Consider the following 18,075-nt stretch of genomic DNA (forward strand, 5'->3'; position numbering starts at 1 on the left):
GGGGCCGGCGCGGATGCCGGCCCCCTAGTCCCGGTCAGATCACCACGAAGTCGGCCGCGGTGATCGAAGGATGGTCGGTCAGCACGGCGAACTGGATGGCCTTGCCGGCGCCGTTGCCGTCTGCGTCGTAGAAGAGCTTTCCGGTGTCGGTCTCATAGACGACGTAGTCGTTGGCGTCGACGGCCACACCGGAGGCGTTTGCGCGGAAGTTGCCGGCCGCCAGCGCGCCGGCAGCAGCCAGCTTGGTGAAGATGGCGTTTTCCAGCCTGATCGTGTCATCGGCGGCGTTGAAGTCGGCGACGGTGTCGACATTGCCGGCGCCCAGCGTCGATGAGAACACAAAGGTGTCCTTGCCGCCCAGCCCCTGCAGTGTGTCGCTGCCGCCCTTGCCGTTGATGATGTTGGCGCCGGCATTGCCGACGATCTTCTGGGCGATCTCGTTGCCGGCGAGGTCGATCGCCGCCTTGCCGGCGGCGCTGGTGGTGGCCAGCCGCTCGACATGCACGCCGGCGCCGAGCGTGTAGTCGACATTGACGCTCACCTTGTCGAGCGCGCCCTGGGCGGCGCCTTCGATGATCTGGGTGTCGGCGCTGTAGACGAGGTAGATGTCGTCGCCGGCCAGCCCCTTCAGCATGTCTCCGGCGCCGCCGCCATCTTTCAGGATGTTTTCGCCGGCATTGCCGGTGATCTGCTGGGACAGGTTGTTGCCGGTGAGGTCGATCGCCGCGTTGCCGTTGCTGTTGGTGGTGGAAAGCTGCTCGACATAGACGCCGATGCCGAGCGCGTAGTCGACATTGACCATCACCTTGTCGGCCGCGCCCTGGCTGGAGCCTTCCACGATCTGCGTGGCGGCGCTGTAGACGAGGTAGACGTCGTCGCCGGCCAACCCCTTCAGCATGTCCCCGGCGCCGCCGCCGTCCTTCAGCGTGTTCTTGCCGGCATTGCCGGCAATCTCCTGCGCGAGTGCGTTGCCGGTGAGGTTGATCGCGGAATTGCCGGAGGAACTGGTGGTGGTTAACAGCTCGATATCGACGTCCTTGGCGAGGGTGTAGTCGACGCGCGCCATGACACGGTCGGCCGTGCCGTTGCCAGCCGTCTCGATGATCACGTCGGCGGCGTTGTCGACGATGTAGACGTCGTTACCCTTCAAGCCCTCGAGCGTGTCGACGCCGCCCTTGCCTTCGATCTTGTTGTCGCCGTGGTTGCCGATGATATGGGTGTCGTCGCCGTTGCCGGTGAGCGTCAGATCATCGACGCCGCCCGGTACGTTCGCCGCCAGAATTTCGATGTTGGCGCCGTCCGCGAGCGTGTAGCTGTCCAGCACGAGAATGCGATCCTTGTCGCCGCCGGAGTTCAGTTCGGAGACGGTGTCGTTCGCAGTTTCGACAAGATAGGTGTCGTTGCCTTCGCCGCCTGCCAGACTGTTGAGCCCCGCCTCGCCGGCAAGGTAGTCGTCGCCGGCCCCTCCGAAAAGCTGGTCGTCGTCGGCGCCGCCGTAGAGCCTGTCGTTGCCGTCCTGGCCATAGAGCATGTCGTTGCCGTCGCCGCCACTGATGGCGTCGTCGCCGCCCAGACCGTGCAGAAAGTCCTTCCCGTCGAGACCGGCAATGTTGTCGCGTAAGGCATCACCGAGATAGACGTTGTCGAGGGCGTCGCCGGTGGTGACACGGACGACCTCGTTGATCGCTGCGCTGATCTGGCCCCCGTCGCCGTCACTGGTGTTGTCCTGCCAGGCGGTGACAAATTGTCCGGACAGCAGGCCGGAGACAGCGGATTTCACGTCGAGGTTCCCCGAGACGGTGATCGTGAATTCGTCGGTTACCGCGTGGCCCTCCGGGGTGTAGACGCGCGCCAGAATGTCGTGATCGCTGGCGCTCAGTTCCCTGGTCCAAGTGACGACGATGAAGCCGTTCTCCAGCACTGTGATATGCGGATCGCTTTCCACATAGGCAGACGGCGTGTTGACGTGCTGGTAGAGATCGGGCGTAACATTGAGGCCGTTGTTGTCGAAGATCTGCAAGGTGATGCCGGAATTGCCGGCGTCGCCGCCCTGCCAGCCGGTGTCCTTGTAGACGACGGCCCAGCGGTTGTTGCCGAGGCCGACCACCTGCGAGTCGGTGTTGTCGCCGGCGGTGGCGACGACGAAGTCGTTCACCAGGGTTGACCCGTCGGCATCGTAGATGCGGGCGCGGATCGTCTGGTCGGCGGGAGCGGTGTCGGTATAGGTAACGACATAGCCGCCGCCGCTCAGCGCGGTGACGGTGGCGTCATGCGCACTGACAAGACCGGTGTCGACCTGGAAGAAACCGCCGTCGAGATTGAGGCCGTTCTCGCTGAAGCGGGCCTGGTAGATGTGATCGTTGATGCCGTACGTGGCAACGAACCCGCCGCCGTTGAGCGCGGAGATCTGAAGGTTTTCGGCGCTTCCGCCGAAACTCAAAGCGAGTTCCAGGCTGACCTCAACTCCGCTCTCGGTGTAGATACGCGCCCTGAAACCTTCGCCGGAGTCCCCCCAGGCGACGACCACATTGCCGTTTTCCAACTGAACGACCTGCGGCTGCCCCACCACTGTGGTGGGGCCCACATAGGGCGTGCGGAACGTTCCTACGACTTCATGCGCGGCGTCGTAGAAATCCACCTGGAGCGAGCCGGTGGCGGCTGTGCCGCTGTGGTAGGCGACGGCGAAGCCGCCATTGGCGAGGCCGGTGACATCGGGAAGGAGCTGGTCGCCTCCCTCGAAGGTGTTGGCCTGGAATTCGAATTTGGTGGCTGCGTGGGTGAAGACGCTGGTTACAGGCATTGGAGTTCCTTGAGGTTGCCGGCCGCGCCGCGCCGATCAGGCGCGGGCTCCCATTCAATGGATGCGAACCGGTTGCCTCCCCGGCGATCTCCTCAAGAGATGCAGGCGGATGCACCGTTCGCGGTTTCGACGTGGATGGGTTGTGGTCTGAAGCTTGATGACGCAGTCGAGACATTAGAAGAACCGGCCGTTCGGCCGTAGACGCCGGCGGCGGTGCGCGCCGGCCTGGACTTCCTCCTCTTCCCTCTCTCGCGCCGAGCATAAGTCCGCCGGCGCGGCTCGCCATGTTCTGGCGCGGCGATGTGGTCATCCGCACCGGCGAGTTCGTTGGGCGCCCATATGCCTTCGCCTTGTTTCGACTCGATTTCGGCGCCCGCGCGATTTCGTATCGAAACTGTGGCCGACACAGTTTCCTGCAACCGAAACACGCGGCCAGGCTGTTCGCATCGATTTCGGTTTGCTCCGCAACGCCGCTGCCGCGCGCTATTCCTTTCACTTGATCTTGCGGATAGGCTCTCGGCATCTTTTTCGCGCGCGGCCAAGGGGGCGATGTTCGGGCGCAATGGACAAGCTGGTTCTGTCAACCCAGGGGATGCCGGACCGCCTCGACGATCGCGGGCGCTTCAACACCTGGCACGACATGTATGTGGCGGCCTATTGCGAGTTCGATCTGAGGCGCGTCGAAGACAAGCCCTTTGCCGCCAATACGGAATTCCAGGCGATCGGCGGGATAGGTGTCGCCAGCACGGATGCCGCCGTCGATCGAGTCCTGCGCAACAAGCAGCACGTCGCCGGGGCCTCACTGCGCTCGAATTTCTGCCTGGCATTCAGCCGAAACGCGTTTCCGATCGTCCAGGTGCAGCTCGGGCGGGAAACAGTGCATCGGATCGACAGCCCGGTGCTGGTGACGGAAGGCGAGGCGGGCGACATCCGCCAGCTAGGCGGCTTCAATTTTCTCCTCCTCGACATCCCGCCGCAACTGCTGATCGGACGTGTCGCCAATGCGTACGACATGGTCGCGCGCCAGCTCGACGCCGCACCGCAGGTGGCGGCACATCTCAAGCGCTATATCGGCATTCTTCCGCAACTGACGCAGGGCGAGCCGGATCGCTTGCTGCTCGACCATATAGCGGCCACGCTGATCGATCTCGTCGCGCTCGTGCTCGGCGCCAATGGCGACTCGGCGGATCTGGCGAAAATGCGTGGCTTGCGCGCCGCTCGCCTCGAGGATGTGTTCGCGCTGATCCGCAAGCATTTCGCAGACCCGGCGTTTTCCACCGCCCATGTCGCGCGCAAACTCGGACTGACGCCGCGCTACGTGAACGACCTGCTGCAGGAAACCGGCATTGGCTTCGCCGAGCGGGTGACCGAACTGAGACTTCAGACGGCGCGGAAAATGCTCGCCGACAAAGGCAAAGACCGGCTCAAGGTGATCGATATCGCCTATGCGGTGGGTTTCAACGAGGTATCCTATTTCAATCGTCGCTTCCGCCAGCGTTTTGGCGAAAAGCCCTCGGATGCGCGAGGCCACGCCGACGGCGACGGCCTCGTCAGTGAAAGAGCCTGAGTTTGCGGCCCCAGAACGCGCAACCCGGTCTCCGCGTTTCCGTCTCTCCGATGGCGGCGATATCCTCGCGCCCGCGGTCTGGCCGTCGTGAGGGGCGTTGGACGTGACGCAAAAGCTCATCCTCTCCACACAAGACATGCCAGCCGGGCTCGATGACCGGGCGCGTTTCAACACGTGGCACGACATGTATGTAGCCGCCTATTGCGATTTCGACCTCAGGCGCATCGAGGACAAGCCGTTTTTCGCCACGGCGGAGGCCCAGCATTTTTGCGGCATCAATGTCGGTGCCACCACCGCCGCCATCGACACGCTGATGCGCAGCAAGCAGCAGGTCGCCGCCGCAGTCCGCTCGAATTTCTGCCTGGCCTTCAGCAACAACGGGTCTCCCCTGATCCAGGCGCAGGCGGGCCGGGAAACGGTGCATCGGCCAGAAAGCCCCATCCTGGTGGCGGAGAGCGAAGCGGGGTCCGTGCGGCAGCCCGGCGGCTACGATTTCGTCATGCTCGACATCCCGTCCAGGATGCTGCTGGAGCGCGTGACCAATGCCTATGACCTGGTAGCGCGGCCGCTCGACGCCGCACCCAAAGCGGCTTTACATCTCAGGCGCTATGTCGGCATCTTGCCGCACCTGACCCAGGGCGAGCCGGATCCGGCGCTGTTCGACCATGTCGCGACCACGCTGATCGATCTCGTCGCGCTCGTGCTCGGCGCCAATGGCGACTCGGCAGAACTGGCGAAGCTGCGCGGACTGCGTGCGGCGCGCATCGAGGAGATCGTCGTGCTGATCCGCAAGCATTTCACGGATCCGTCGTTTTCCACCGCCCACGTCGCCCGCAAGCTCGGCCTTACGCCGCGTTACGTGAACGACCTGTTGCAGGAAACCGGTACCGGCTTCGCCGACCGGGTGACGGAATTGAGACTGCAGGCAGCACGAAAGATGCTGGCCGACAAGGGCAAGGACCAGTTGAAGGTCGTCGACATCGCCTATGCCGTCGGTTTCAACGAGGTGTCCTATTTTAACCGCCGTTTCCGCCAGCGGTTCGGCGAGAAGCCGTCGCAGGTGCGCGGCATCGCCGAGAGCTGAGGACGGGCGCTGCGCTATCCCTTGTGATGCACCTGTTGCAGCGCGTAGACAGGCGTCGGAATGCCCTCCATCCGGGCCTTGAGCTGCAGCGAAAGGAACTGCGAATAGTGGCGCGACTGGTGCAGATTGCCGCCGTGGAACCACAGCGCCTCCTGCTGCGTCGGCTTCCACATGTTGCGCTGCTCGCCTTCCCACGGGCCGGGGTCCTTGGTGGTGCTCGAGCCGAGGCCCCAGCATTTGCCGACCTTGTCGGCCACTTCCCTTGAGATGAGATCGGCCGCCCAGCCATTCATCGAGCCGTAGCCGGTGGCGTAGACGATCAGGTCGGCGGGCAGCTCGGTGCCATCCTCGAGCAGGACGGAATGCTCCCTGATCTCCTTCACGTCGCCGCGGGCGAGCTTTATCTCGCCGTCGATGATCAACTGCGAGGCGCCGATGTCGATGTAATAACCCGAGCCGCGGCGAAGATATTTCATGAACAGGCCGGAGTTGTCGTCGCCCCAATCGAGCATGAAGCCGGCCTTTTCCAGTCCCTCGTAGAAGGCGGCGTCGCGCTTTTTCATCTCGGCATAGAGCGGGATCTGGAACTCGTGCAGGATCTTGTAGGGCAGGGAGGCGAAGATCAGGTCGGCCTTGGCCGTGGTCATGCCCGACTGCACCGCCTTTTCCGAATAGAGCGCACTCAGGCCGACGTCCATCAGCGTGTCGGACCGCACGATATGGGTCGACGAGCGCTGCACCATGGTGACGTCGATGCCGGCTTCCCAAAGGGCCGCGCAGATGTCGTGGGCGGAGTTGTTGGAGCCGATGACCACCGCCTTCTTGCCGGCATAGGCGTCCGGGCCTGGATGTTTCGACGAGTGGTGCTGGTCGCCTTTGAAATTCTCCATGCCCTTGATCTTCGGCATGTTGGGTTTTGCCGACATGCCGGTAGCGAGCACGAGCTGCTTGGGTTTGAGCACGATGTCCTTGCCGTCGCGCGTGACGGTGACCGTCCATTCCTTCTTCTTGTCGTCGTAAGAAGCGCTCTTGGCCTCGGTCGAGCCCCAATAGTTGAGCTCCATGACCTTCGTGTACATTTCCAGCCAGTCGCCGATCTTGTCCTTCGGCGAGAACACCGGCCAGTTCTTCGGGAAGTCGATATAGGGCAGGTGATCGTACCAGACCGGGTCGTGCAGGCAGAGCGACTTGTAGCGCTTGCGCCAACTGTCGCCCGGGCGCTCGTTTTTCTCGACGATGATGGTAGGCACACCGAGCTGGCGCAGCCGCGCGCCGAGCGCGATGCCGCCCTGGCCGCCGCCTATGATCAGGCAGTAGGGCTGCTTGCTGAAGCCGAGCTCGGCCTGCTCCTTTTCGCGCTCCTCCTTCCAGGTCGGGCGGTTTCTTCCGGCGCCGTGTTTTGCACCCATCGGCCGGGCGAAGCCGGCGGGCTCCTCGAAACCCTTCAACTCGACCATGGTGGTAAGCAAGGTCCAGATTTTTCCGTCGCGAACCCTGATCTGGCCGAAGCCGCGTGCCACCTCGGTCTCGAAGCTGATCCAGCCTTCCAGCAGGCCGTCGTTTTCGGCGGCGTCCTCGCCCTCGGCGATCTGCCAGTTGGAGGGTTTCGTTCCGGCAAGCCGGCTTTTCAGCATGTCGCGAATCTGGTCGCGACCCTCCATCGTCTTGATATTCCAGGTGAACGTGACGAGGTCGCGCCAGTAGCAATCCTCCTGGAAACAGTCGACCGCGCCATCGATGTCGCCGGCGGCGAGCGCGCCGCCGAACTTTTGCAGCAGGTCCGACAGTTTTTGGTTCGGCGCCTTGTCGAGCATGAAAAACCTCCCAGGAAAGACCTCGCGGCCCGCGTGCCTCCTCGCGGCGAACCTTTTGCAGTATGAGCGAAGGCTTTGCCCGCCGTCACGCCCGACCAAAGTCGGGGCCGGTCTTATGTATTGTGCCAGTGGCTTGGGCGGGGCTCACGCCACCGAAAAATCCGCGTTGGTGAGCGCCAGCCCGGCTGTGATGGTGACGAAGTGGACGCCGACCGCAGCGGCGGTCCCGTCCGCGTCGTAAAAGATCCTGCCGGTGTCGGTCTCGTAGATGATGCGGTCGCTGGCGTCGCTCGACAGCCCGGTGGTGTTGGTCCGGAACGCGGCGGAGGCCAATGTGCCTGTGTTTAGGGCGGCGAAGATTGCGTCCGAAAGCAGCATGCGGTCGTCGGGCACGCTGAAATCGAGGATCGTGTCGACATTGCCGTCGCCAAGCTTGCTGGCGAAGACGAAAGTATCCGCGCCGCCAAGTCCCTTCAGCGTGTCGTTGCCACCCTTGCCCTCCAGCCGGTTGGCGCCGGCATTGCCATTCATCCTTTGGCCGATCTCGTTGCCAGTGAGATTGATGGGGCGCGTCCCGGCGACCGAGGTCGTGGCCATATGCTCGACATGGACGTCGGCGGCGAGGACATAGGAGGTGCCGGCGCCGATGCGGTCGGCGCCTTGCGTGGAGCTCTCCTGAATGACGTCGGTGGCCTTGTAGACCAGATAGATGTCGTTACCGTCCAGGCCCGACAGCGTGTCCAGGCCGCCGCCGCCCTTCAGCACATTAATGCCGGCATTGCCGACGATGGTCTGGGAGAAGGCATTGCCCGTGAGGTCGATCGCTGTCGCGTCGGTTTGCGACGCGGTTTCCAGGAATTCTATCTCGGCGCCGGCCGACAGGACCCAGGAGGCAGATGCCAGCACCACGTCGATGCCCTCGTCGATGGCTTCGACGACCGCATCGGCCCAATTGTCGACAAGATAGGTGTCGTCGCCGAGACGGCCCGTCATCGTGTCGGCGTTCGCGCCGCCATCCAGGCGGTTGGCCGCGCGGTTGCCGTTGATGTTGTCGGCACCGGAGCCGCCAATGACGTTTTCGATCAGGGATGCCGGGTTGTTCTTGTACATGAAGGCGTTGAACACGTTGCCGCGCGCGAAGCCGCCGTTGGGACCGCCGCCGAGATAGGCGCGTTGGTCGCTGGAGAACGTCGAATAGCCGCCCGGGGTCAGGCTGACGAAAAGGTCGGTCGCATAGTTGGAGAGATCGTAGGCGTCGTTGCCGCCGCCGTCCCAAATGGTCTGAAAAATGCGGTTTGCGCCCGGGTCGATGGCAAGGTTCCCATCGACGTAGGTTTCGCCTGTCGTCGCGTCCCAGGAATAGACGGTGTCGCCGCTGTTGGTGCTGTAGTCGGCCCCGTACATGTGCTGCAGGGCCGCGATGTCGTCCATCATGAAGGTTTGCGGTGCGCTCCACGTCTCGTAGTTGTAGCCTCTGGTGTCGTCGCCGATGAAGGTGCGGTAGGTCATCACGGTGTATTCAAGCGAGTCCCGATTGGCCGGCAGCGCGCCGAAGTCGCCGGTCTCGTGGCCGTGCTTCAGACCAAGCGCGTGTCCGGTCTCGTGAATGATCGTATGCCAGTCGTAGTTGCCCGCCGTCGGCAGGTCGCCCGCTGGGCCGAAGAAGGCGTCGCCGCCGTAATTGGCCGTGTTCGGAAAGTAGGCATATGCAGTGCTCGGGTTGCTCGTGTTGGCGTAGCGCAAAGTCGCGGCCCCGACGCCTGTTCCCGCGTAGCTCACGTTGAGGCCAGTGAAACCTTCGACGGAAAAGCCGACCGCGCCGCTCGGTTGCGTTTGGATCCCGGTGTTCAACGCGAAGTGCACCGCCACCATCTGTTGCGCGCTGAGCTGGGAAAAGTTGGCGAAGGGCTCGGGATGGCCGGCGCCATAGTCGGATACCGCGTCGGGGTCGCTGTAGCTGACGGAGCCGTCGGACCATCTCCTCGGTCCGAGCAAGCCGTCGATGCGCTGGACGCCGGAAGCGACGTTGGCGGTTACGGGATCGTTGGTGCCATTTGCGACGGGACCGTCGGGAGGCAGGGCGCGCATGTCAGTGCTCCGGACCGGCTACGGTCTGTTTATGTTCAGGTCATGGCGGTCTGCAAATGGCGGTTTTCTGCGCTTCCGGTACTCATGTAGCAGAACGTACACTCCGTTCCGGTTCTCGAAATCCGCCATTTTCGGCTCGCCCTAACCTGGAATCTCAACAGACCTTAGAGCAGACAGCGCGTCAGGGTCCAACCGCGGGCCCAATGAGCGGCGTCGTTCGCTTCGGTCGACCTGCTGCCGCTGCATTCGTCGACCGGTATGGCGCGATGTAAGACCGGACATCTTCCTGTGCTCCCAAGATACCGGTTAAACGATCAAGCCGTTTATAAACTCAAAACAACATTGGTCGTTATTGCGTCAACTTCACGTTTTCAACCGCCTGCGCCGGCGCAACCCTGGGGCGACGCTGAGTTGCCTTAGACCCCCCGGTGCCGCGGAACCCGCAACGAGCGGCGGCTCCGCCAGGCCGGACAGGAAGCCGGCCTTGCGGAAGCGCGGCCGGCACCCTGAGGTGCCGGGCCACGTCGAAATATCAAGTGGGCCGCAAAAACCGACTGCGTCAGTGCCTCGGGCAAGCGGCAACTGGCGATCACAATACTACGCCACGGAGAAATCCGCGTTGGTGAGCGCCAGCCCGGCGGTGATCGTCACGAAATGGACGCCGGCCGTGGCGCCTGTCCCGTCCGCGTCGTAAAAGATCCTGCCGGTGTCGGTCTCGTAGATGATGCGATCGCTAGCGTCGCCCGCCAATCCGGTAGTATTCGCCCGGAAGGCTGCCGAGGCCAATGTGCCGGTGTTCAGCGCCGTGAAAATGGCGTCCGAAAGCAGCATGCGGTCGTCGGGCACGCTGAAATCCAAAATCTTGTCGACATTGCCGCCGCCGAGCTTCGTGGCGAAGACGAATGTGTCGGCCCCGCCGAGGCCGCGATACTGGTCGGCGCCGCCCTTGCCCTCCAAGCGGTTGGCGCCGGCATTGCCGGTCATCATCTGGGCGATCTCGTTGCCGGTGAGACTGATGGCGCCGGTGCCGGCGGCCGAGGTGGTCGTCATCTGCTCAACATGGACGCCGGCCTTGAGCACGTAGGAGGTGGCGGCCGCGATCCTGTCGACGGCGCCTTGCGTGGAACTCTCCTGAATGATGTCGGTGGCGTTGTAGACCAGATAGACGTCGTTGCCGCCGAGACCCGACAGAGTGTCGAGGCCGCCGCCGCCCTTCAGCACGTTGATGCCGGCATTGCCGACGATGGTCTGGGAGAAGGTGTTGCCGGTGAGGTTGATCGCGCCGGTCCCGCCCATCGAGGTGGTGCGCAGCGTCTCGACCTCGGCGCCGGCTGTGAGCACGTAGCTCGTATTGGTGGCGACGAGGTCGGCGAGGTCGCCCGCATCTTCCAGAATGACATCTCCGGCATTGTCGACGAAATAGGTGTCGTTGCCGGCAAGGCCCTTCATGGAGTCTGCGCCGGCGGCGCCGTTCAAGACGTTGTTCACGTCGTTGGCGACGAGAATGTCGTTGTGGGACGAGCCGGTGAGATTCTCGATCGAGAACAGTTCGTCGCCGGCGGCGTGGCCGCCCGTATAGGTTTCTGTCCACATGTTGACGTTGACGGCGGCGTTCGAGCCGGCATAGCTCGCGGTGTCGACACCGCTGCCGCCATGCAGATGGTCGGCGCCGGCGCCGCCCACCAGCGTGTCGTTGCCGGTCTCGCCGAGCAGATGGTCGTTGCCGGCGAGACCGTTGATGACATCGGTGCCGCCCGCGCCGAACAGGTCGTCTATGCCCGCCGTGCCGTTGATGGTCTCGTTGACGTTGCCGGCGAAGACGAAGAAGGCTTCCTGCAGGTCAGCCACCTCGATGCCGCCGAGGGTGAGCACGTCGGCGACGCCGTTCTTGCGGATCGTGATGTCCGCGCCCTCCGCCGTGTCCGAAAGCACATGCAGCAGCGCGTCAAAAGTGCCGACGTTGAAGCCGGTCAGGTCGATCCTGTCGTTGCCGGTGTCGCCCGCATTGACTTCGAGCTGGCCGCGGATCTCGCCGCCGCTGAACTTGTCGGTGTGGATGTTGACGTAGAGGCCGGCGTTCAAGAGGTCGTCCACCTCGGTGATCGGAATGGCCCAGCTCCGGGAAATGTCGAAAGTCTGTGCCGACGGCGGCGTGAGATTGAAGACGATGCCGCCGTTCTTGCCGGCGACTTCCTGGTGGATGTGGCCGCTGCTGGCGTTTGTGCTGAGGCCGGTGACGCTGACGTCGATGTCGAGTTTCGTCTGCGCAAAATTGAGCACCGCCTCGGCCGTGCCTGTGGCGGTGGTGTCGCGCGGCGGAACCTCGTTGGCGCCGCTCAGGTCGGCGTTGAAATAGCGGGAACGGAAGTCGACGATGGTGTTGTCGCCCGATCCGGCCTCGAATTGAAAGCTCTGGTTGCCAGAGCCAAGCGTGATGTTAGCCATGATGCCCTCCCAGACTTTGCGCTAAGAATCGATGGAGACCCGGGCCGGGGGAAGCGGCCCGCAGCAAACGTATGAACGGTGGCGGGGTAGGGTTTCTTCCCGGCGGCCGAAGCAACGAACGCCGCAGCGCAAAAGTTTCAGCGTCGATAGCGGGCCGCTTGACGACCGCGGGCAGTACCCGCCACCTGGCTAGTCGATAGCAATCTTGCAGACCGGCACCCAAGCGTTGAACTTTCGGCCCATTCCGGGGTAGGTATGGATCATGAAAGCGCTGATTGCGGGCGCCGGCATCGGCGGGTTGACGACTGCACTTTTTCTTCACCAGGCCGGCATCGAGGTGGAGCTTTTCGAGCGGGCGCCCCAGATGCGCGAATTGGGCGTCGGCATCAACATGCTGCCGCATGCGGTGCGCGAGCTGTCGTCGCTGGGGCTGATGCGCGATCTCGATGCCGAGGGCATCCGGACGCGCGAGCTGATCTTGAGCAACCGTTTCGGACAGATCGTGTGGCAAGAACTGCGCGGCCTTGATGCCGGCTACGAGGTTCCGCAGTTCAGTATCCATCGCGGGAAACTGCTTGGGCTGCTCCACCGAAACGTGATCGAGCGATTGGGCCCGCATGCCATTCATACGGACTGCCGGGTTGTGGGTTTTGAGCAGACCGGGGGCGGTGTCGGCGTTCACGTCGAGTGCGGCGGTGATCGAACCAGGTCGATGGCATGGGGTGACCTGCTGATCGGCGCCGACGGCATCCACTCCGCCGTCCGCGCCGTCCTCTATCCCGGCGAGGGACCACCGATCTGGAGCGGCATCATGCTGTGGCGCGGCACCACGGAATGGCCGGTCTGGAAGGACGGCAGGACGATGGCGATCGCGGGCGGCAATTTCGCCAAGTTCGTCTACTATCCCATCAAAGCGGTTCCCGAGCGACCGGACATGCGGCTGACCAATTGGGCCGTTATGGCGCGTACCGGCGCGTATGGTGAGCCGCCTTTGCGCCCTGAGGATTGGAACCGCGCCGGCCTGCTCAACGAGGTGCTGCCATTCGTGCGCGACAGGTTTCACCTGGATTTCGTCGAGCCGGCTGCGTTGATCGAAACCAGCGAGACATTCTACGAGTACCCGAACTGCGATCGCGATCCAGTCGCACGCTGGTCGTTCGACCGTGTGACGCTGCTCGGTGACGCCGCCCACCCGATGTATCCGGTCGGCTCTAATGGCGCCAGCCAGGCTATACTGGACGCGCGCAGCTTGACCACGCATCTCACCTCCGGGGCCGGTATGGCGGAAGCGCTTGCCGCCTATGATGCCGAGCGGCGCCCCGCGACCGAGGGGATCGTGCTCGCCAACCGAAAGGGTGGGCCCGAGGGCGTGATCGACGTCGTCGAGGCGCGTGCACCGGACGGCTTCGACGACATCGAGAAAGTCGCAAGCCACAGCGAGCGCGAAGCCATCGTTCGCGGCTACGCGTCGCTTGCGGGATTTGCCAAACAGCAGGTCAACAAGGGCTGACATAGCGGTTTTGCCAGCGGGAACAACGCGTGTGCGAACCTGTTGACAGTTGCCGCGACCTCGCACTATTGTCCGCGCCCATGAAGACGACCCTCATTCTCGTAGGAAGGCGCATGGGCAAGGCGGTGTGACCGCCGGGCGACGTCCTCCCATGCGCAACAAGCAGGCTCCCTCCCGGGGGCCTTTTTTATTGCCCGCAACACGACTAAACCGACCAGCATACGCCAAACGGCGAAGAACCGACGGAACAATTGAGATGACGAGTACGGCAAAGAACGACAGCGGCACACGCGAGATGACGGGCGCGGAGATGGTCGTACAGGCGCTCAAGGACAATGGCGTCAAGCACCTCTTCGGCTATCCCGGCGGCGCGGTCCTGCCGATCTATGACGAGCTTTTCCAGCAGGAGGAGATCGAGCACATCCTCGTGCGCCACGAGCAGGGGGCGGGGCATGCGGCCGAGGGCTATGCCCGCTCGACCGGCAAGGCCGGCGTCATGCTGGTGACCTCCGGTCCGGGCGCCACCAATGCGGTGACGCCGCTGCAGGACGCGCTGATGGATTCGATCCCGCTGGTCTGCATCACCGGCCAGGTGCCGACCTCGCTGATCGGCTCCGACGCTTTTCAGGAATGCGATACGGTCGGTATCACCCGGCCCTGCACAAAACACAACTGGCTGGTCAAGGACGTCAACGAGCTGTCGGCGATTATCCACGAAGCCTTCCACGTCGCCACCACGGGCCGGCCTGGGCCGGTCGTGGTCGACGTGCCGAAGGACGTGCAGTTTGCCAAGGGCATCTACACGCCGCCGCAGACGGCGCCGCGCACCAGCTACCATCCAAAGGTCCAGGGCGACCTCGACAAGATCAAGGAGGCGGTGGCGCTGCTGGCTTCAGCGAAGAAGCCGGTCATCTATACCGGCGGCGGCGTGGTCAATGCCGGTCCCGAGGCGAGCCACCTCTTGCGCGAACTGGTCGATCTGACCGGCTTTCCGATCACCTCGACGCTGATGGGGCTCGGCGCCTATCCGGCCAGCGGCAAGAACTGGCTGGGCATGCTCGGCATGCACGGCACCTACGAGGCCAATCTGGCGATGCACGACTGCGACGTGATGCTGTGCATCGGCGCGCGCTTCGACGACCGCATCACAGGCCGCATCAGCGCTTTCTCGCCGAACTCCAAGAAGATCCATATCGACATCGACCCGTCCTCGATCAACAAGAACGTGCGTGTCGACGTGCCGATCATCGGCGATTGCGGCCGCGTGCTGGAAGATCTGGTCCGGCTGTGGCGGGCGACCGCGAAAGCCGACAAGAAGGCGCTCTATCCCTGGTGGGAGCAGATCGCCCGCTGGCGGGCGCGGGATTCGCTCGCCTTCAAGAACAATGACGACGTGATCATGCCGCAATACGCCATCCAACGGCTGTTCGAGCTGACGCGCGACAAGGACGTCTACATCACCACGGAAGTCGGCCAGCACCAGATGTGGGCGGCGCAGCATTTCCATTTCGACAAGCCGAACCGCTGGATGACCTCCGGCGGGCTGGGCACGATGGGCTACGGCCTGCCGGCGGCGCTCGGCGTGCAGATCGCCCATCCGGACTCGCTGGTCATCGACATCGCCGGCGACGCTTCGGTGCAGATGACGATGCAGGAGATGAGCTGCGCGGTTCAGTACGAGGCGCCGATAAAAATCTTCATTCTCAACAACCAGTATATGGGCATGGTAAGGCAGTGGCAGCAGCTTTTGCACGGCAACCGGCTGTCGCATTCCTATACGGAGGCGATGCCGGATTTCGTGCTGATGGCGCAGGCCTATGGCGCGCACGGCATTCGTTGCGAGAAGCCCGGCGACCTCGACGACGCGATCAAGGAGATGATCGACGTCAAGAAGCCGGTGCTGTTCGACTGCCGCGTGGCGACACTCGCCAACTGCTTCCCGATGATCCCGTCCGGGAAGGCGCATAACGAGATGCTCTTGCCGGACGAGGCGACCGACGAGGCGGTGGCGAACGCCATCGACGCCAAGGGCAGGGAACTGGTTTAACCCGATCCACAGGGGCCGCTGCCAGCGGCCCATTTCATTCCGCGAAAAAAGTTCAGTCCGTCCGCGAAAGCAAAAAATCCATCATGAACGCCCAGCTTCAGCCCACCGGCTCCGCCTACTTCATCGCCCGAGAGACCGAGCGGCCCGAAACGCATACGCTGTCGGTTCTGGTCGACAACGAGCCGGGGGTGCTCGCCCGGGTCATCGGCCTGTTCTCCGGGCGCGGCTACAACATCGAAAGCCTGACGGTCTCCGAGACCGAGCATGAAAAGCACCTGTCGCGCATCACCATAGTGACGCGCGGCACGCCGCATGTGCTGGAGCAGATCAAGCACCAGCTCGAACGCATCGTGCCGGTGCATCGGGTGGTCGACCTGTCGGTCAGGGCCGGCGAACTCGGCCAGGACAAGCCGCTGGCGCGCGAACTGGCGCTGATCAAGGTGGCGGGCACCGGCGACGAGCGCGTCGAGACGCTGCGGCTGGCCGAAGCCTTCCGCGCCAAGGTGATCGACGCCAACACGGAACACTTCATCTTCGAGATCACCGGCGCAGTCGCCAAGATCGAGCAGTTCATCGCCATCATGAAGCCGCTGGGACTGGTCGAGGTGTGTCGCACCGGCGTGGCGGCAATGAACCGCGGTCCGCAGGGGATGTGAGGCCGGCGGATTTCTGCGCCCGATAGAAGCAAGGTCGAAGGCGAGAACCGTCCGGCAATCAGAACTCGACCTCTTCGTTGACGTAGAAGGTGTTGAGCAGCGAGACGCGCGGCTGATTGATAGGTGTCTTGATTTTCGGGCGGCCGTGCCAGCTCATCTTCATCAGTGAGTGAGAGGCCTTCAGAACCACGAAGGCATAGCCGACATTGGGGAGGAACGGCAGCGTCTTGACTGGCTCGAGACCATAGGAACCGACGTTCAGCATGCCTTTCAGTGATGCCTGGTACAGCGTAGTTCCGAGTTCGCGCTGGCTGTCGTCGGCGGGGCAGTAGAGCTGCATCGTCACCACCTTCCTGCGCGTGTCGGGATGCGGCTTGATCTGATAGCCGTCCTTGTCGCTGTAGAGGACCGGTCTCGCCACCATTTTAAGGTCTTCGACGCTGTTCATCTTGTCGCCGCGCGCACGGATCTCCAGGCCCTCGCGCAACTGGCGCCGGATCGCGTCCTCGACCTCAGGGGAGGTCAGCGTTTCCGACACGTCTGCCCATAGGTCGCGCACGTCCCCGTCGATCTTGGCGAGATTGTCGCCGTAGAGGCGAAGCGCCATGCGGGCGCTGGTGATCCGATAGTAGCCCCCGGTTGGAATCGACTTGATCAGCTCGGCGTAGAAATCGCTTGGGAAGAAATCACGGAAGAAGATGTGTGGGAACGGTAACGAATAGCGGTCGGATGCGTCGATGCTCGCGACAACATGTCGGATGAGCTCGCGGGCGCGGCTGCTTGGTTCGAGCTTGGCAACGGCGGACATTTTTCATTCCCAGTGTTGCGCGGTGAATCGCCATTTTGCGCAATGTCAGAAAGACATGAACCAGGAACTGTTCGCTGGCAAGGCTTCGATCGTGAGGGCCAAGGCATCTCAATCTGGCCGCAGGGTTGGTGTTGGCCTCGCCGATCCGAACAGGACTACTGTCTTGGACCAGCCTGTCGGGCGGAGTTGGTTTTTTCGGATCCCCCGAAAAGACACGACAATGGAAATATTTCGAGGGATGATGGACGTCTGGCGACGCATTTCTGGCCTTGTTGACCTATGCCTCGTCACCTCGATCTTGCCGGGGTCGAACAATCTCATGCTGCTGGCATCGGGCGTGAATTTCAGCTTCGTGCGGACGATCCCGACGATGCCTGGGGCTGCACGATGCACGGACAGTCGTACCAGATCGGCGAGGGCGTCACGCCCGACAGGGCGAAGGCGCGGGCGCTTTATGAAAAATCCTGCGCGATCGATCCGGATTTCTCCGCCTGCGACTATGCGAACGAGCTTTCCCGAACGCTCGAATGAGTGCGCGGGTTTTCGGCATGCACCGAGCACAGCCGGTCGGCGCAAGCTTGTCACCAACGCAATTGTCCGCGTGACTTGTCTGGCAGGATAGGTCAATGATGCTGACATAAAAGATCGTCAGGAAGCATCATGTCGACCGAAGTCTTTCTCGCCTTGCTCCTCTACGCGTTCGTGACGTCGATCACGCCGGGGCCGAACAATCTCATGCTGCTGGCGTCGGGCGTGAATTTCGGCTTTGTCCGCACCATCCCCCACATGACCGGCATCGCCATCGGTTTTCTGGTGTTGCTCCTGGCTGTGGGTTTCGGGCTCGGCGCCGTGCTGAAGGCGTTTCCGGCGCTCGAATTGGTGCTGAAGGTCGCCGGCGGCGCCTATCTGCTCTACCTCGCCTGGAAGATCGCCATGTCGCGCACGCTGGGCGGCGTGAACGGCAAGGCCAAGCCGATGACGTTCCTGGAGGCGGCCGCCTTCCAGTGGGTCAACCCGAAGGCCTGGGCGATGGCGGTCGGCGCGATGTCGCTCTACACCAATCCGGCGCAGCCCTTCTTCTCGGTGCTGGTGATCGGTTTTGCCTTCGCCGCGGTCAACTTTCCGAGTGTCTCGACCTGGGCGGGGTTCGGCATGGCGCTGCGTGGGTTCCTTGCGGATCCGGAGCGGCTGAAATGGTTCAACATCGCCATGGGGCTGCTGCTGGCGGCGACGCTGTGGCCGATGTTGAAATAGGC

12 protein-coding genes and 1 pseudogene are annotated in these 18,075 nt (G+C 63.2%); 8 read left to right on the forward strand and 5 right to left on the reverse strand.

Features of this window, described 5'->3' with window-relative positions; translation table 11 throughout:
* Window positions 1–34 precede the first annotated feature (34 nt).
* Window positions 35–2,800: a calcium-binding protein gene (locus RB623_RS05680; RefSeq protein ID WP_308055791.1), complete on the reverse strand. Its 2,766-nt coding sequence runs from the start codon at window positions 2,798–2,800 to the stop codon at window positions 35–37.
* Between the two features lie 562 nt (window positions 2,801–3,362).
* Here RB623_RS05680 and RB623_RS05685 point away from each other — a divergent pair.
* Window positions 3,363–4,367 (forward strand): AraC family transcriptional regulator, encoded by a 1,005-nt coding sequence (locus RB623_RS05685; RefSeq protein ID WP_308055792.1) that lies wholly within the window; start codon window positions 3,363–3,365, stop codon window positions 4,365–4,367.
* Window positions 4,368–4,470: 103 nt separating this feature from the next.
* On the forward strand, window positions 4,471–5,451 hold the full coding sequence (locus tag RB623_RS05690) for an AraC family transcriptional regulator (protein ID WP_308055793.1): 981 nt from the start codon (window positions 4,471–4,473) through the stop codon (window positions 5,449–5,451).
* 14 nt (window positions 5,452–5,465) lie between these two features.
* Here RB623_RS05690 and RB623_RS05695 read toward each other — a convergent pair whose 3' ends face one another.
* The 3 genes from RB623_RS05695 to RB623_RS05705 all read right to left on the reverse strand — a co-directional run bounded on the left by RB623_RS05695 (window position 5,466) and on the right by RB623_RS05705 (window position 11,798).
* Window positions 5,466–7,265, reverse strand: a complete 1,800-nt coding sequence (locus tag RB623_RS05695) for an NAD(P)/FAD-dependent oxidoreductase (protein WP_308055794.1) — start codon at window positions 7,263–7,265, stop codon at window positions 5,466–5,468.
* Between the two features lie 144 nt (window positions 7,266–7,409).
* The gene (locus tag RB623_RS05700) at window positions 7,410–9,353 is read right to left on the reverse strand and encodes a M10 family metallopeptidase (RefSeq protein ID WP_308055795.1); all 1,944 of its coding nucleotides are present in this window, start codon (window positions 9,351–9,353) and stop codon (window positions 7,410–7,412) included.
* A 597-nt stretch (window positions 9,354–9,950) separates the two neighbouring features.
* A complete protein-coding gene (locus RB623_RS05705; RefSeq protein ID WP_308055796.1) occupies window positions 9,951–11,798 on the reverse strand; it encodes a CHRD domain-containing protein in 1,848 nt (615 codons plus the stop codon).
* 262 nt (window positions 11,799–12,060) lie between these two features.
* On the opposite strand from RB623_RS05705, the gene RB623_RS05710 reads away from it, so the two are divergent.
* From RB623_RS05710 to ilvN, 3 genes are all read left to right on the forward strand, one after another.
* Window positions 12,061–13,308, forward strand: a complete 1,248-nt coding sequence (locus RB623_RS05710; protein ID WP_308055797.1) for a flavin-dependent oxidoreductase — start codon at window positions 12,061–12,063, stop codon at window positions 13,306–13,308.
* A gap of 256 nt (window positions 13,309–13,564) precedes the next feature.
* Window positions 13,565–15,355, forward strand: a complete 1,791-nt coding sequence (locus RB623_RS05715) for an acetolactate synthase 3 large subunit (protein WP_308055798.1) — start codon at window positions 13,565–13,567, stop codon at window positions 15,353–15,355.
* Between the two features lie 83 nt (window positions 15,356–15,438).
* Complete coding sequence (gene ilvN / locus RB623_RS05720) at window positions 15,439–16,011, forward strand: acetolactate synthase small subunit (RefSeq protein ID WP_308055799.1); 573 nt, start codon at window positions 15,439–15,441, stop codon at window positions 16,009–16,011.
* 58 nt (window positions 16,012–16,069) lie between these two features.
* Here ilvN and RB623_RS05725 read toward each other — a convergent pair whose 3' ends face one another.
* Window positions 16,070–16,819, reverse strand: coding sequence for a hypothetical protein (locus tag RB623_RS05725; RefSeq protein ID WP_308055800.1), 750 nt, complete (start codon window positions 16,817–16,819; stop codon window positions 16,070–16,072).
* Between the two features lie 263 nt (window positions 16,820–17,082).
* Here RB623_RS05725 and RB623_RS05730 point away from each other — a divergent pair.
* From RB623_RS05730 to RB623_RS05740, 3 genes and pseudogenes are all read left to right on the forward strand, one after another.
* Window positions 17,083–17,198 (forward strand): annotated as a pseudogene (locus RB623_RS05730) (LysE family translocator); the annotation flags it as partial.
* A gap of 8 nt (window positions 17,199–17,206) precedes the next feature.
* Complete coding sequence (locus tag RB623_RS05735; RefSeq protein WP_308055846.1) at window positions 17,207–17,350, forward strand: SEL1-like repeat protein; 144 nt, start codon at window positions 17,207–17,209, stop codon at window positions 17,348–17,350.
* A 129-nt stretch (window positions 17,351–17,479) separates the two neighbouring features.
* Complete coding sequence (locus tag RB623_RS05740; protein ID WP_308055801.1) at window positions 17,480–18,073, forward strand: LysE family translocator; 594 nt, start codon at window positions 17,480–17,482, stop codon at window positions 18,071–18,073.
* Window positions 18,074–18,075 lie beyond the last annotated feature (2 nt).

The organism is Mesorhizobium sp. LHD-90 (assembly GCF_030929505.1).
Classification (GTDB): domain Bacteria; phylum Pseudomonadota; class Alphaproteobacteria; order Rhizobiales; family Rhizobiaceae; genus Kumtagia.

What these genes read in the sequence shown, in the direction of transcription:
- RB623_RS05735 (WP_308055846.1), top strand. Translation starts at nt 17,207, where the DNA reads ATGCACGGACAGTCGTACCAGATCGGCGAGGGCGTCACGCCCGACAGG.
- RB623_RS05705 (WP_308055796.1), bottom strand. Translation starts at nt 11,798, where the DNA reads ATGGCTAACATCACGCTTGGCTCTGGCAACCAGAGCTTTCAATTCGAG.
- RB623_RS05685 (WP_308055792.1), top strand. Translation starts at nt 3,363, where the DNA reads ATGGACAAGCTGGTTCTGTCAACCCAGGGGATGCCGGACCGCCTCGAC.
- RB623_RS05695 (WP_308055794.1), bottom strand. Translation starts at nt 7,265, where the DNA reads ATGCTCGACAAGGCGCCGAACCAAAAACTGTCGGACCTGCTGCAAAAG.
- RB623_RS05715 (WP_308055798.1), top strand. Translation starts at nt 13,565, where the DNA reads ATGACGAGTACGGCAAAGAACGACAGCGGCACACGCGAGATGACGGGC.
- RB623_RS05740 (WP_308055801.1), top strand. Translation starts at nt 17,480, where the DNA reads ATGTCGACCGAAGTCTTTCTCGCCTTGCTCCTCTACGCGTTCGTGACG.
- RB623_RS05725 (WP_308055800.1), bottom strand. Translation starts at nt 16,819, where the DNA reads ATGTCCGCCGTTGCCAAGCTCGAACCAAGCAGCCGCGCCCGCGAGCTC.
- RB623_RS05680 (WP_308055791.1), bottom strand. Translation starts at nt 2,800, where the DNA reads ATGCCTGTAACCAGCGTCTTCACCCACGCAGCCACCAAATTCGAATTC.
- RB623_RS05710 (WP_308055797.1), top strand. Translation starts at nt 12,061, where the DNA reads ATGAAAGCGCTGATTGCGGGCGCCGGCATCGGCGGGTTGACGACTGCA.
- RB623_RS05700 (WP_308055795.1), bottom strand. Translation starts at nt 9,353, where the DNA reads ATGCGCGCCCTGCCTCCCGACGGTCCCGTCGCAAATGGCACCAACGAT.
- ilvN (WP_308055799.1), top strand. Translation starts at nt 15,439, where the DNA reads ATGAACGCCCAGCTTCAGCCCACCGGCTCCGCCTACTTCATCGCCCGA.